This is a genomic window from Luteimicrobium album (assembly GCF_030161555.1).
Taxonomy (GTDB): domain Bacteria; phylum Actinomycetota; class Actinomycetes; order Actinomycetales; family Cellulomonadaceae; genus Luteimicrobium; species Luteimicrobium album.
Genome location: NZ_BSUK01000001.1, coordinates 1,381,232 through 1,394,899, shown reverse-complemented (window position 1 = coordinate 1,394,899; position 13,668 = coordinate 1,381,232). Strand labels below are relative to the sequence as shown.

The 13,668-nt window shown below is 73.8% G+C and carries 13 protein-coding genes and 1 pseudogene; 5 read left to right on the top strand and 9 right to left on the bottom strand.

Going from position 1 to position 13,668, the window contains the following annotated elements; translation table 11 throughout:
* Nucleotides 1–86 precede the first annotated feature (86 nt).
* From trxA to QQK45_RS07085, 8 genes are all read right to left on the bottom strand, one after another.
* Nucleotides 87–428, bottom strand: coding sequence for a thioredoxin (gene trxA / locus QQK45_RS07120; RefSeq protein ID WP_284292666.1), 342 nt, complete (start codon nucleotides 426–428; stop codon nucleotides 87–89).
* A gap of 68 nt (nucleotides 429–496) precedes the next feature.
* Nucleotides 497–1,453 carry a thioredoxin-disulfide reductase gene (gene trxB, locus QQK45_RS07115; protein WP_431310246.1) on the bottom strand — a complete coding sequence of 319 codons (957 nt, stop codon included), beginning with the start codon at nucleotides 1,451–1,453 and terminating at the stop codon, nucleotides 497–499.
* Between the two features lie 189 nt (nucleotides 1,454–1,642).
* Nucleotides 1,643–1,915: a hypothetical protein gene (locus QQK45_RS07110; RefSeq protein ID WP_284292665.1), complete on the bottom strand. Its 273-nt coding sequence runs from the start codon at nucleotides 1,913–1,915 to the stop codon at nucleotides 1,643–1,645.
* 8 nt (nucleotides 1,916–1,923) lie between these two features.
* Nucleotides 1,924–2,235 (bottom strand): hypothetical protein, encoded by a 312-nt coding sequence (locus QQK45_RS07105; protein ID WP_284292664.1) that lies wholly within the window; start codon nucleotides 2,233–2,235, stop codon nucleotides 1,924–1,926.
* The gene (locus QQK45_RS07100; RefSeq protein ID WP_284292663.1) at nucleotides 2,208–3,539 is read right to left on the bottom strand and encodes a protein kinase family protein; all 1,332 of its coding nucleotides are present in this window, start codon (nucleotides 3,537–3,539) and stop codon (nucleotides 2,208–2,210) included. Before QQK45_RS07100 ends, QQK45_RS07105 begins: the two co-directional genes overlap by 28 nt.
* 75 nt (nucleotides 3,540–3,614) lie before the next feature.
* On the bottom strand, nucleotides 3,615–5,447 hold the full coding sequence (gene murJ, locus QQK45_RS07095; protein ID WP_284292662.1) for a murein biosynthesis integral membrane protein MurJ: 1,833 nt from the start codon (nucleotides 5,445–5,447) through the stop codon (nucleotides 3,615–3,617).
* Nucleotides 5,448–5,557: 110 nt separating this feature from the next.
* Entirely contained in the window at nucleotides 5,558–7,945 is a 2,388-nt protein-coding gene (locus QQK45_RS07090) for a DUF6049 family protein (RefSeq protein WP_284292661.1), read from the bottom strand.
* Nucleotides 7,942–8,550, bottom strand: a complete 609-nt coding sequence (locus tag QQK45_RS07085) for an NUDIX hydrolase (protein WP_284292660.1) — start codon at nucleotides 8,548–8,550, stop codon at nucleotides 7,942–7,944. Before QQK45_RS07085 ends, QQK45_RS07090 begins: the two co-directional genes overlap by 4 nt.
* On the opposite strand from QQK45_RS07085, the gene QQK45_RS07080 reads away from it, so the two are divergent.
* The 5 genes and pseudogenes from QQK45_RS07080 (at nucleotide 8,549) to QQK45_RS07060 (ending at nucleotide 12,287) form a co-directional block, all read left to right on the top strand.
* A complete protein-coding gene (locus QQK45_RS07080) occupies nucleotides 8,549–10,120 on the top strand; it encodes a CCA tRNA nucleotidyltransferase (protein ID WP_431310245.1) in 1,572 nt (523 codons plus the stop codon). The two genes, QQK45_RS07085 and QQK45_RS07080, sit on opposite strands and share 2 nt — an antisense overlap.
* 112 nt (nucleotides 10,121–10,232) lie before the next feature.
* The gene (locus QQK45_RS07075; protein ID WP_284292658.1) at nucleotides 10,233–10,436 is read left to right on the top strand and encodes a hypothetical protein; all 204 of its coding nucleotides are present in this window, start codon (nucleotides 10,233–10,235) and stop codon (nucleotides 10,434–10,436) included.
* Nucleotides 10,437–10,548: 112 nt separating this feature from the next.
* A pseudogene (locus QQK45_RS07070) lies at nucleotides 10,549–11,687 on the top strand (inorganic phosphate transporter).
* A 22-nt stretch (nucleotides 11,688–11,709) separates the two neighbouring features.
* Nucleotides 11,710–11,982 (top strand): hypothetical protein, encoded by a 273-nt coding sequence (locus tag QQK45_RS07065; RefSeq protein ID WP_284292657.1) that lies wholly within the window; start codon nucleotides 11,710–11,712, stop codon nucleotides 11,980–11,982.
* 2 nt (nucleotides 11,983–11,984) lie between these two features.
* Entirely contained in the window at nucleotides 11,985–12,287 is a 303-nt protein-coding gene (locus QQK45_RS07060) for a DUF3349 domain-containing protein (RefSeq protein ID WP_284292656.1), read from the top strand.
* A 9-nt stretch (nucleotides 12,288–12,296) separates the two neighbouring features.
* Here the strand turns inward: QQK45_RS07060 and QQK45_RS07055 are convergent, their stop codons facing one another.
* Complete coding sequence (locus tag QQK45_RS07055) at nucleotides 12,297–13,661, bottom strand: MFS transporter (RefSeq protein ID WP_284292655.1); 1,365 nt, start codon at nucleotides 13,659–13,661, stop codon at nucleotides 12,297–12,299.
* Nucleotides 13,662–13,668 lie beyond the last annotated feature (7 nt).

The following is a 13,668-nucleotide window of genomic DNA, read 5'->3' as shown; positions in this document are numbered from 1 at the left end:
GACGGCCGGGGCGGCCGGACCACGCGGATCCGGCCGCCCCGGCCGTCGGTGTCGGGAGGTCCCGGAACGATCCGGGGCCTCGCGCGTCAGGCCTCGGCGCCCTCGAGGACTGCGTCGATCTCCTCGGCGAGCGCGCGCTTGGGGCGGCCGCCGACGAGCGAGCGCACGAGCTCGCCGCCGCGGTAGAAGTTGAGCGTCGGGATCGACACGACGCCGTACGCCGCGGTCACCTGCGGGTTCGCGTCGGTGTCGAGCTTCACGACCTTGACCTTGCCCTCGTACTGCTCGGCGAGCTCCTCGAGGATCGGCGCGACCTGGCGGCACGGCCCGCACCACTCGGCCCAGAAGTCGACGAGGACGGGCACGTCGGACTCGAGGACGTCGGCCTTGAACGAGTCGTCGGTGACGGGGGCGGTGTAGTCACCCATGAGAACCTCCGGTGAGAGGACGGGCCGGCCGTGGGCCGGCGTCGGGCTGTGGGACGGTGGGGAGTCGCTCAGGCGACGACGGCCTCGACGGCCTGCTCGGGCAGCGAGGACACGCCGGTGACCTCGTCGAGGTAGGCCTGCGCGTCGAGGGCGGCCGAGCAGCCGGACCCGGCGGCCGTGATGGCCTGGCGGTAGCGGTGGTCGACGGCGTCGCCGCACGCGAAGACGCCGGGCAGGTTGGTCAGGGTCGTCCGGCCCTGGACCAGGATGTAGCCGTTCTCGTCCAGGTCGACCTGGCCCTTGACGAGGTCCGTCCGGGGCTCGTGCCCGATCGCGACGAACAGGCCGGTCACGTCGAGCTCACGCTCGTCGCCCGTGACGGTGTCGCGCAGCGTGAGCCGGTCGACCTTCGCGTCGCCGTGGACCCCGATGACCTCGCTGTTCCACGCGAACTCGATCTTCGGGTCCGCGGCCGCGCGGTCGGCCATGATCTTCGACGCGCGGAGCTGGTCGCGGCGGTGCACCATGACGACCTTCGACGCGAACCGCGTGAGGAACGTGGCCTCCTCGACGGCGGAGTCCCCGCCGCCGACGACGGCGATCACCTGGTCGCGGAAGAAGAACCCGTCGCAGGTCGCGCACCAGGACACGCCGCGGCCCGAGAGCCGCTTCTCGCCCTCGAGGCCGAGCTCGCGGTAGGCGGACCCGGTCGCGAGGATGACGGCCTTGGCCGTGTACGTCTCGCCGTTGGCGGTGCGGATGACCTTGACGTCACCGTCGAGCTCGACCTCGGTCGCGTCGTCCCACTCGATCTGCGCGCCGAACCGCTCGGCCTGCTTCTGCATGGACTCCATGAGCTCGGGGCCGAGGACACCGTCGGGGAACCCGGGGAAGTTCTCCACGTCGGTGGTGTTCATGAGGGCGCCGCCGGCGGTCACCGAGCCCGCGAGGACCAGCGGGTTGAAGCCCGCGCGCGCCGCGTACACGGCCGCCGTGTAGCCGGCCGGCCCGGAGCCGACGATCACGATCTCGCGGGGGTGGTGTCGGGGACGACGGCGGGCGTCGTGGGCGTGCTCTCGGTCACTGCTGCTCCTCGGGTGTGTCGCCGCCTTCAACCACGGCCTGCCTCCCATTGTTCCGTCTTCACGGACGACGGCGCACGCCCCGCTCGGGTGGTCTCCCGCCGTCGTCGGCGGAGGGAGGCGACTGAGGTGTCAGGAGATCTGGATCTCGTTGAGCTCCACGCGGTTCTTGCCGTCCTCGGTCGTGGGCAGCTCGGTGATCCACAGGACGAAGCGCTTGGCCTTGACGGGTTCGTCGAACTTCAGCGTCGTCTCGGCGGAGAAGCTCGCCTCGGCAAGCACGGTGCCGTCCGTGGGGTGCTCGGCGTCGGTGGCCCGGACCTCGACGTGCCCGCCGGTGTTGTTGGTGTCGAGGACGATCCTGCTCACGGGTGCGGACTGCTCGAGCGTGATCTCGTAGCCCACGCCGGACTTCAGGCCGGAGAACTGCTGCGTGTTGTAGGTGCGCGTGTACCAGTAGGTCTTGAGGTCGCCGTCGTAGGCCCGGTCTGCGGCCTCGGGGTGCTCGTTCTGGTCGCCCTGGGGCGGCGGGTCGACCTGCTGCCCCTTCGCGATGACGGGGCGGACGTCCTCCTGCGGGGAGCGGTCGCCTGCTCGGTCGAGCCGGGTGTCGTGGTGGGCTGAGGCCCGGCGGCGGCTGCCGGTGTCGCCTTCTCGTTGTAGACGAGCGCCGGCTTGAAGTTGTGGGTCAGGCCGATCACCGCGAACACGGTCGCGACGACCACGCCCGCGGTGAAGAGCGCGAGGACGACGCGGGTGGGGTCGAAGCGGTGCCGCTCGACCTCGTCCGCAGACCGGGGAGACGATCGCGGGAGAACCGGGGCGGTTCGGGCTGGAACGGCGACGGCCCGCCTCCGGGCACGCGGCCTCCGGGTCCGCTCGGTCCGCCCCACCCGGCACCGCCGGGCTCCTGGTTCGGGGGCACGGTGCCGGACGGCGCAGCCCAGGCGGCCTGCCGCGGCGGGCCCGCCGGGGCGGGCGCGGAGGCGGTCGCCCCAGGCCCCGCGAGCGTCGGGCCGGCGACACCGGAAGGGTCCCGCACGACGGGGGCCGCGCCAGCTGCGGCGACGCCTGCGCCTGCGAGGGCGCCGGCCGCGCCGCCGCCTGTCGCGGCGCTCGTGGCACCGGGATGAAGGACGGACTCTCGCGCCGGTGCGCCGGTCGCGGCCACGGTGGGCGCGGCGGTCCGGGTGGACGTGGCCGGAGCGGGCGCCGCCGGTGCCTCGCCGGGCAGGGCCGCCCAGGGTTCGAGCGCCGCGACGACCTCGGCGGGGGTGCGCGGACCGGTGCCCGTCGTGAACGTCGCGGCACACAGGGTCACGAGGTCCCCGGGAGCCTGCGGGGCGAGCTGGTCGAGGCCGACGGGCGCGCCGTCCCGCGAGCGGGGTGCCGGCGCCGGCCGAGGGGCGTCGCCCAGGAGCCAGTCGCCCTCGAGCTCGTGCCCCGGCCACCGGCCGGACTGCAGGTGGTACAGCAGGCCGACGAGCGCGTCCGCATCGCGTCGCGACCCGACGTCGCCGTCGGGGTCCTCGAGCCCGCTGACGGGCCCGTCGACGCCCAGGCCGGTCACGAGCACGCGGTCGCCGACGACGCGGACGGCCTCGGGTCGCAGGGCCCAGTGGTGCAGGCCGCGGCGCCGCGCGGACTCGAGCGCCGCCGCGGCCTCGCCGACGATCGTGCGCGCGACACCGGCGCTGAAGGGCGCGGCCGCGACGAGCTCGCCGAGCGTCCTGCCCGGGATCGTCTCGGTGACGACGTAGGGCACCTCGGTGCCGGGTCCACCGAGCGTGTCGGCGACGCGGTCGACGCCGACGTCCAGGACGCGCAGCAGGCGGGGGTCGCTCACGAGGGCCGCTCGACGGGCCGCGTCGAGGGTGGCGGCGACGTGCGGACCGGACGGGAGCACCACGCGGACCTGACGGCCGAGGACCTGGTCTTCGGCGGCCCACACGGCCACGTTCGTCAGGTCGTGCGGCAGCGGCGCGGTGAGCGCGTAGCGCGCGACGAGCGTGGTGCCGATGTCGGTCACGTGTCCTCGCTGGGGTCGTGGGCGGAGTTCGGCTTCATGGTACGCATCGGCACCGGTCACGACCCGGAGGCACGGTCAACGGCGCGCGAGCCTGCGCAGCTTGTTCACGAAAGGTGCCAGGAGGTCGGCCAGCTCGGTGACGCGAAGCACCCGGAGACCGCCGACGTAGACCCCGGACATGATCGTGCCCACCAGGACGAGTGTCCCGAGCGCCGCGAACCACGACCGCATGAAGTCGCCGGGGAGGATCGCGAGGACGAAGGCGCCGGCGATCGCCGAGACGATCGTCGCGAGGGCGACCCTGACGTGCTGCCCGATGATCCTCTGGCCGTCGAGCCCGTGCAGAAGGCGGGAGACCCCGGCCGTGCGTAGGAGGACGGTCGCGGTGTTGGAGACCGCCATAGCGATGCCGATGCCGACCACCCACAGGTGGGGTGGCAGGACGAGGGTGCCGATCCAGGACAGGAGGACGAGCAGTCCTGTCGCGGGGACCTGGATCCAGAAGACCGTGCGCCCGTCCTCGAACGCGAAGTAGACCCACTTCATGAGGACCATGCCGCCGAGCCCCACGAGCCCGAAGGCCATGGCGGCGAGCACCTCGGCGATCGCGGTGCCGTCCAACCCGGTCGCGGACGGAACCAGGACCTTCGTCAGCGGTCCGGCGAGCAGCGCCACGACCGCGGTCGCGAAGAACGTGAACACACCGACGGTCCGCAAGCCGTGGGAGAGCAGGCGGCGGACCGCGTCGAGGTCGGCCCGGGAGGCTGCTGCGGCGATCCCGGTGAACAGGGCGGTCGCGATGGACACCGTGACGAGAGAGTGCGGGAGCAGGTAGATCATCAGGGCCTGCGAGTAGACCGCGTTGCCCGCGACGTATGCGTGCGACGCGTCGTTCGCCGACGAGGCCGCCGATGCGAACCGGGTGATGAATGCGATCCCGACCTGCTCGAGCAGGACGGCCATGAACGTCCAGCCCGCGACGTTCCCCGCGGAGCGGAGCCCGATGCCGTGCAGCCCGAGGCGTGGGCGCCAGCGGAACCCGCGACGGTAGAGAGGGACGAGCAGGATGAGGGCCTGTGCCGCGATTCCCGCCGTCGCCGTGCCGGCGAGGAGGGCGATCTGGGCGCTGTCCCAGGTCGTGACGTCCGCCGTCGGGCCGTTCGTCGTGTACCGACCGTAGATCCAGATGTAGACGACTGTTCCCGCGATCGCCACGATGTTGTTGAGGACGGGCGCCCACATGAACGGCCCGAACTGCCCGCGCGCGTTGAGGACCTGGCCGAGCAGCGTGTAGACGCCGTAGAAGAAGAGCTGGGGGATGCACCAGAAGGCGAACGCGACAGCCAGGTGCAGGAGGGCGGGCGACCAGCCCTTGGTGTAGAAGCCGACGACGACGCTCGCCCCGAGCGTGAGGAGGGCCGTGACGACGACCAGCGCGAGGCCGGCCAGGGTGAGGAGCTTGTCGAGGCGCTCCTGGGCGTTGTGGGCCCGGTAGGCGCGGACGATCTGGGGCACGAGCACCGCGTTGAGGACGCCGCCCGCGAGGATCGCGAACAGGATGTTCGGGAGCTTGTTCGCCACGTCGAAGGCGTTCGCGACGTCTCCCGTCACCCCGACGGCCGCGACGAGCACGATGTTGCGCACGAGCCCGAGCACGCGAGACACCGCGGTGCCCGCCGCCATGACCGCGGTGCTGCGCCCGAGCGACGCCTGCGCGCCGGTGGTCGCCTCGGGCTCGGTGGTGTCGTGGTCTCCGGCGAGCCCCTCGACCGCGGGGCTCCCGGGTGCGCCGGGCTCGACGACCGGGATCGGGATCGTCGTGGTCGCGAGGTACGCCTCCTCGAGCGCGGGCACGTCGATGTCGCCGAGCGCCGCGCGACCCGCGACGTCGACGTCGTTGCCCAGCACGTCGGACGTGTCGTCCCACCGCGCGTCCTGCGCGGCCGCGGACGGTCCCGGCCGTGCGGCCCGGGCCTGGCGGTCCCACGGCTTCGGCGCGCGCGCCGGCGCGGACCCGCTCAGGCGGGACCGCTGCGGCCTGCGGGCGTGGCGGGGTCCGATGGCTGGTCCTCCGTGTCGTGGCGTGCGGGATCGTGGGGCGCTGGGGGCGGGGTGCCGAGCCCGTGCGGGGGCGGGCCGGGAGGGACGTTACCGGGTGCCGGCGGCGCCACGGGGACCTGACCCGTGGCCTCCGGCGTGCCCGCGACCTCGGCCTCGGGGGCCTGGGCGCGGGTCACACGGGCGCTCGACCGTCCACGACGCACCGTACGCCAGATCCCTGCGACCAGCCCGAGCCCGAGCAGCACCACGATGACGGTCGTGGCGACCGTCTCCCAGGACGCGCGCACCCGGACGTCGAACGCGGGCGCCGTCGTGATGGTGCTGCCGGACGGCGTGAGGAGCTCGACGTAGGCGGACACGTTGCCGTTCCCGATGGCGCGCACGGGCACCCCGACGGTCTGGCTGTCGTGCGCCGCGACGGTCACCTCGGGCGTCTTGAGCACCTTGAGCTTGGGGTCGGTCGAATGGAGCTCGACGCGCACGCGCGCGGGCTGGTCGAGGCTGTTCCGGACCGTGACCGGGAGGTCGCCCTGCGCGCTGATGATGTTGAGCGTGCTGCCCCCGACGACGGACACGCTCGCCGTCACCGCGCGGGCGGCGTCGAGGCCGGAGCGGACGGCGTGGGCGCGGGCCTCGGCGTCGGCCCGGTAGGCGACCGCGAGCGGCGCGAGCGTGTCCGACTCGATCGGGGCGGTCACGGCCTGGGGGTCCTCCACGACCGTCGCGAACCGTCCCACGGACGAGCGTGCGCTCAGCAGCGCGTCCACGGACTCCGGGTCGAGCTCCTTGTCCGACGCCGACGACGCGGCGGGCGCCCGGCGCACCACGTCGTCCGGCTGGGCCTTGGCGAGGGTGCTGAGGGGCTGAAGTGCGATCCACGGCGCGTCGTCGAGGGCGGCGAGCTCGGTGCCCGCGGTCGTGGGGTCCGGGTCCCAGCTGCGGGGGAGCGTCGCGAGGAGCTGGGCGGCCTCCGTCGGGTCGGAGTCGGCCTGGCGCGCGATCACCGCGGTCTGCGCGAGCACGAGCTGGATCGCCTCGGCGGTGTCGTGGGTCCGGGCGAGGAGGTCGCTGAGCTGGTCGTCCGCGACCAGCGCCGTGGCGTCCCCGGCCGGGGTGTCGACGGTCGTGACGGCGTCGGGCGTGGTCGCCGTCGGGGTGACCGGGGAGAGCGGCCCGTCCTCGCTGCCCCGCGCGACGACGAGGGAGCGCCCGGAGCGCACGGACGCGGCGTACGTGGCCTTGTCCGGCGTCCCGGTGGCCGGCCACGCGAGACCGTCGTTCCAGGCGTGCCGGAGGTCCGTTCCGGTCTCGGACGTGCCGCAGCGCGCGGTGGTCGCGGACGCCGACCCGCGCGGGACGTCGTGGCCGGCGTGCGCGAGGGCGGCGACGTCGGCGTCGAACGCGGGCAGGAGGTAGGTGTCGCGGGCCTTGGCGGCGGCGCAGACCTCGCGGGCCCACGCGGCCGACCCGCTCGAGCGGGAGGCCGACGCGACGAGCGCGGGGTCCGCGACCCAGGTCACGCCGTCGGCCGCGGCGGTCGCGTCGACGACGTGCGCCAGGCGGCCCGACGTCGCGGCGTCGAGCGCGGCCGCGGCGGCAGACGACGTCGCAGCAGCCGTGCCGTCGGAGCTGGTGCTGTCCGACCCCGCGTCGTCGCCGGTCGTCTGAGCGTCGGGGTCGGTGGGCTCGACGGCCGGGCCGGTGAGCGGGACGGCGATCGACAGGTTCACGGGCGTGACGGTCTCCGACGACGCGGCCGCCCCCTCGGCGCCCACGGGGTACCAGAGGAGGAAGGAGCGCAGGACCGCGAGCCGGGGCGCCGTCGTCGGCGACGAGCCCTCGCCGTCGGTGACCGTCACGGCGAGGGGGCGTGGGCCCCAGACGGCCGTCAGGCCGATCGTGTCGGCCTTCGCGGTGACCGTCGCGCGCCAGGTGGCCCCGGGTGCGAGCGCGTCCGGCGCGTCCTGGCCCGCCAGGACGGCGCCGACATCCTCGGTCGGTGCCGCCTTGACCCACGCGTCGACGTCGGCCCGTGTGGACGGGCGGACCCGGCTGAGGGACAGCGAGACGCGGGGCTCCGCGACGGTCTTCGTGGTGCCGTTGTGGACCTCGACCGTGACGGCGACGTCCTCGCCGGGGCGCGTGACCTGCGGGCTGATGCGCACCAGGGTCGCGGTCACCGCCTTCTTGGCGGCGGCTGCCGTCGTCGTCGGGACGTGCGCGGGTGCCGCCGTCGCGGCCGTCGCGAGAAAGGCCCCGGCGAGCAGCGTGGCGAGCACGCCGACGAGGACCGCCCTCGCCGACGCCCGGGTGGCCCGCCCGGGCTCGGCGTGCCGACGCCTCATGCGTCCGACGCGCGGTGCGTCGTGATGCTCGAGCTCACGTGCGTCCAGGTGGGCCGTCCGCGCAGCGCCTCGTGGGCCGCGTGGGCGATGCGCCGCTCGTTCGGGTACGCCAGACGGGACTCGAGCTCGTCGAGCGGGATCCACGCCGCTGCCTCCGCCTCCTGGTCGGGGTCGTCCTCGACCGTCAGGATGCCGCCGACCGCGCGCAGCAGGAAATGGTGCACCACCTTGTGGACGCGCCGGTCGTCGCCCGTGAACCAGTAGTCGATGGTCCCGACGTGGCTCTCGACCGTGCCCTGGATACCCGTCTCTTCGCGGATCTCGCGGACGGCCGCCTCCTCGGGCGTCTCGTCGCCCTCGAGGTGACCCTTCGGCAGGCACCACTCGAGCCGTCCACCGCGGTTGCGCCGGGCGATCACCGCGGCGCGAGGGACGTCGTCGTCGTCGACCACGAGGCCCCCGGCCGAGATCTCCTCGGAGACGGGCAGCGACGCCGACGGCGACACGTGCACCTGACGGAGCTCGTCCGGGTCGACCCACAGCGCGTGCCCACCGGGCGGCGTCGGGATGCCCTGACGTCCTGGGGGTGGTGCGGGCGTGGGCATGGATCAACTTTACCGACCTTGTTCGCTGGGGTCGGTCATCGACGCGGCCGGGCGGCCGTCGTGCAGCGGCACCCACTCGGTAGGCTTGACCCTCGTGCCGAACCCCACGCCCGACGAGCTCGAGCTGCAGCGCCGTGCGCTCGCTGTCCTGACGGAGCTCGCGCCCGCGGCGATCGAGCTCGGCGCCATGTTCCGGGCGGCGGGCCACGAGCTGTCCCTGGTCGGCGGACCGGTCCGTGACGCCTTCCTCGGCCGGGCCAGCAACGACCTCGACTTCGCGACCTCCGCGACGCCCGACCAGACGCTCGCGCTGCTGTCCGCCTGGGGCGACGCGCACTGGGACATCGGCAAGGCGTTCGGCACCATCGGGGCCAAGCGCTTCGGTGGCCGCGCGGGCCGGGCGGAGGGCGACGTCGTCGTCGAGGTCACGACGTACCGCTCGGACGCCTACGACCACGTGACGCGCAAGCCCGTCGTCGCGTTCGGGGACTCGCTCGAGGGCGACCTGTCGCGCCGCGACTTCACCGTGAACGCGATGGCCGTGCGGGTGCCCGACCTGGTCTTCGTCGACCCGCACGGGGGCCTCGGCGACCTCGCCGGCAGGATCCTGCGGACTCCGATCGAGCCCGAGAGGTCGTTCGACGACGACCCCCTGCGCATGATGCGGGCGGCTCGGTTCGCGGCCCAGCTCGGGTTCACGGTCGAGGACGCGACGTTCCAGGCGGCGCAGGGGATGGCCGACCGGATCGAGATCGTCTCGGCGGAGCGCGTGCGCGACGAGCTCGACAAGCTGCTCCTGTCGGGGAACCCCCGCGCGGGCCTCGAGGTGCTGGTCGCGTCGGGGCTCGCCGACCACGTCCTGCCGGAGCTGCCGGCGCTGCGTCTCGAGATCGACGAGCACCACCGCCACAAGGACGTGTACGAGCACACGCTCACCGTCCTCGAGCAGGCGATCGACCTGGAGACCGGCCCCGAGGGCGCGGTCCCCGCACCCGACCTCGTCCTGCGCCTCGCGGCCCTCCTGCACGACGTCGGGAAGCCGGCGACGCGGCGCTTCGAGGCCGGCGGCGGGGTCAGCTTCCACCACCACGAGGTCGTGGGCGCGAAGCAGACCGCCAAGCGACTCAAGGCCCTGCGGTACGACAAGGAGACGATCAAGGCTGTCTCGCGGCTCGTCGAGCTGCACCTGCGCTTCCACGGGTACGGCGACGGCGCGTGGACCGACTCGGCGGTGCGCCGCTACGTGACCGACGCCGGCCCCCTGCTCGAGCGCCTGCACCGGCTCACGCGCGCCGACTGCACGACCCGCAACCGCCGCAAGGCGCGCCGGCTCTCCGAGGCGTACGACGACCTCGAGCGCCGCATCGAGCGGCTGCGCGGCGAGGAGGAGCTGGCCCGCATCCGGCCCGACCTCGACGGCCAGCAGATCATGGAGATCCTCGGCATCGGCCCGGGTCCGGTCGTGGGGCAGGCGTACCGGTTCCTCATGGAGCTGCGCATGGACCGCGGCTCGATCGGAGAGGATGCGTCGCGCGAGGAGCTGCTTGCGTGGTGGGCCGCGCGGTCCTGACAGGTTCCGCTGGATCTTGCCGCCCGCGGGCGCGCCGCGGCCGTGTGGGCGGCCTCCGGGAGCATGCTCGGTGGTGGGGCACCTAGACGACGACGGAAGGAAGGGTCCCGGGATGAGCGCTCTGGCTGCTGACGAACGAGAACGGGCTTCGACACCCGTCGCCGCGCCGGCCCTGGTCCCGGACGCCGCGGCCGCGGGCGAGTTCTGTCGGGACTGCGGTGAGACGCTCCGCGACGGCGACGACGCCCTGTGCCGCTGGTGCGACGACAACCGCAGGCTCGACCCCGCCTGGTACGAGGCGCCCGGCGCGGCCTGAGGCCTGGGCGCCGCTGCTCCGCCGACGACGGACCGTGACCGCGTGCTGAACAGTCGGTGAACTCTGTCCCGGTGCACTGACAGTATGCCGTCAAGGGGGCCAACCTGGAGGCGTGGACACTGGTCTCCTCGTCGTCGTGGTGCTGACCGCGCTCGCGTTCGACTTCACCAACGGCTTCCACGACACGGGCAACGCGATGGCGACGTCCATCGCGACCGGTGCGTTGAAGCCGCGGTTCGCGGTCGCCCTGTCGGGGGTGCTCAACCTCGTGGGTGCGTTCCTCTCGCTCAGCGTCGCCGCGACCATCGCGTCGGGCATCGTCGAGCAGGGCGTCGTGACGTTGCCCGTGGTGTTCGCCGGGCTCGTCGGCGGGATCGTCTGGAACCTCGCCACCTGGTACCTCGGCATCCCGTCGAGCTCGTCGCACGCGCTCATCGGCGGTCTCGTCGGCTCGGCGCTCGCTGCCGCGGGCACGTCGGGCGTGGTGTGGAGCGGGCTCGTGTCGAAGGTGATCGTGCCGGCGCTCGTCGCACCGGTCGCCGCCGGGCTCGTCGCGAGCATCGGCACCTGGCTCGTGTACCGGATCACGCGCGACGTGCCCGAGCGCAACCGCACCCGGGACTTCCGCTGGGGCCAGATCGGCTCCGCGTCGCTCGTCTCGCTCGCGCACGGCACCAACGACGCGCAGAAGACGATGGGCATCATCCTGCTCGCGCTGATCGCGGGCGGCGCAGTGCCCGCGGATTCGGGCGTCCCGCTCTGGGTCGTCTTCGCCTGCGGCGTCGCCATCGCGATGGGGACCTACCTGGGCGGCTGGCGGGTCATCCGAACCCTCGGCAAGGGCCTCATCGAGATCCAGCCGCCCCAGGGCATGGCCGCGGAGACGTCGTCGGCCGCCGTGATCCTGCTGTCGAGCCACTTCGGCTACCCGCTGTCGACGACGCACGTCGCGTCGGGCTCGATCCTCGGCTCCGGCCTGGGGCGGGGGACGCAGTGCGCTGGAACGTCGCAGGGCGGCTCGTCTCCGCGTGGGTGATCACGCTGCCGGCCTCCGGCGCGGTGGGCGCGGTGGCGTACTTCGTGCAGCACGGCATCGGGGGTGGGCTCGGCGACGCGGTCGTCCTGGCGGCCCTCGTCGTCGCGTGCGCCGGGTTCTGGTGGGCGGCGCGGCGCAAGCCCGTCAGCCACGACAACGTCAACGACGAGTGGGACGCCGGGATCCCGGCGCCGCAGCCCGCGACCGCCGCATGACGGCGACCCGAGGAGGGACGCGATGAGCTCCTACGTCGACTGGTCCGCGCTGGGTCAGGTGGTGCTCGCGAGCGTGCTCGTGGGCGCGGGCCTCCCCGCCCTGTTCGCCCTGGGCCTGCGGGGCGTGTTCCAGGCCGAGGGCCGGATCGAGGAGCGCGGGTCCGCCGGCGGGGACGGCTCAGACGTCGCACTCGCGCCCCCGCGGCGCGTGCTCGGGACGGTGACGGCGGTCGTGTGCTTCGTGGTCGTGCTGGCCGCCGTGGTGGGTGGCATCGTCCTGATCGTGAGGAGCTGAGCGTGCCGTCCCGCGTTGCGAACGTCGTCGGCTGGCTGCGCGAGGGCTACCCCGCGGGCGTCCCGGAGCACGACTACGTGCCTCTGTTCGCGCTGCTGCGGCGGACCCTCACGGAGCAGGAGGTCGAGGACGTCGCGGTCGCCGTGATCCAGCAGCACGACCGCGGCCCGATCACCCACGAGGCGATCGAGGACCTCGTCGCCCGCACGACGGCGCAGGAGCCTCTCGAGCGCGACGTCGCCCGGGTGCGGGCCGTCCTCGCGGCCGCGGGCTGGCCGCTCGCGGACCCGCCGTCGGAGGACTGAACCCGATCCTCAGGCCGTGTCGGCGCGGGTTCCCCATGCCGACGGGTCGACCGGTGACGCCGTGCGCGCACCCCATCTGCCGAGCACCACCGCCAGCACGACGTACGCCGCGGCCATGGCGACCAGGACGCCCGGGGCGTCGCCGTCGTCGGGCAGGGTGGCGGCGGCGAGCGCGGCGGAACCCACGAAGCCGGCGTTGTACAGGACGTCGTAGAGCGAGAACGCCCGCCCGCGGAAGGCGTCGTCGACGTCGCGCTGGACGATCGTGTCGACGGCGATCTTCGCGCCCTGCGCGGCGAGCCCGAGGAGCGCGGACGCCACGAGGATCGTGGGCAGCGCGACGTGCACGGTGATCCCCTGCGCGACCGCGGCGAGGCTCAGGCACAGGACGATCCAGCGTTGCGGGCCGGTGTACCGGCTGAGCGTCGGCGTGAGGACGACGGCGAGGCCGAAGCCGAGGCCGGTCGCGCCGAGCACCGACGCGAACTTCACGGCGCCGCCGTCGACGTCGGACGGGTCCGACAGCAGGTTGCGGCACTGCAGGAGCCACGCGATGAAGACCATGCCGTACAGGAACCGGGTCCCGAAGACGATGCCGAGGCCCTGCGCCGGCGTCCTGCGGGCCAGGAGGTAGCGCGCGCCGTCGGCGAGGTCGCGCCCCGTCCGGGCCAGCTCGGTGCGCAGCTCGTCGCGGCTGCGGAGGACCTCCGGTCCCAGGTCGGACCGGGCGAACCGGGTCGCGAGCAGCGACGCGGTCGCGAACGCCAGCGCGGCGAACGCCAGCGCCCCGGCGTCCTGGGCGCGTCCGTCGGGCAGGGCGAGGCGCGTCACGAACCCGACGGCGCCGCCCACGCCCGCGGCGATCGAGCCGAGCGTCGGGACGAGCGCGTTCGCGGTGAGGAGGTGGCTGCGCGGCACCACGTGCGGCAGCGACGCCGAGAACGCCGACAGCAGGAACCGGTTGACGCTCAGCGCCGTCAGCGCGAGCACGTACACGGCGACGTTCACGCCCGACGACGCCATCACGGCCGTCAGCGCGACCGCCAGCACCAGCCGCACCAGGTTCCCGTAGACCAGCACCTGGCGGCGGCGCCACCGGTCGAGGAACACCCCGGCCCACGGTCCGACGATCGTGAACGGCAGCAGCATCACCGCGAACGCGGCGGCGACCTGCGTGGCCGTGACGCCCTTCGGTGACGTGGTCGCGGAGAAGAAGAAGAGGCTTGCGAGGCCCACCTGAAACATGCCGTCGCCGAGCTGGCTCGTGAGGCGCGCGGCCATGAGCTTCCGGAACCCGTCGAGGCGGCCGAGGTCTCGCAGGTCGGTGAGCACGGTGCTCTTGGCCGTGTCCGTCGGCGGCTCGTCGGGTACCACCGGCACA

Excerpts from the sequence above, each read along its gene's own strand:
- trxA (WP_284292666.1), bottom strand. The coding sequence starts at position 428 with ATGGGTGACTACACCGCCCCCGTCACCGACGACTCGTTCAAGGCCGAC.
- QQK45_RS07090 (WP_284292661.1), bottom strand. The coding sequence starts at position 7,945 with ATGAGGCGTCGGCACGCCGAGCCCGGGCGGGCCACCCGGGCGTCGGCG.
- QQK45_RS07080 (WP_431310245.1), top strand. The coding sequence starts at position 8,549 with ATGGATCAACTTTACCGACCTTGTTCGCTGGGGTCGGTCATCGACGCG.
- QQK45_RS07085 (WP_284292660.1), bottom strand. The coding sequence starts at position 8,550 with ATGCCCACGCCCGCACCACCCCCAGGACGTCAGGGCATCCCGACGCCG.
- QQK45_RS07075 (WP_284292658.1), top strand. The coding sequence starts at position 10,233 with ATGAGCGCTCTGGCTGCTGACGAACGAGAACGGGCTTCGACACCCGTC.
- QQK45_RS07065 (WP_284292657.1), top strand. The coding sequence starts at position 11,710 with ATGAGCTCCTACGTCGACTGGTCCGCGCTGGGTCAGGTGGTGCTCGCG.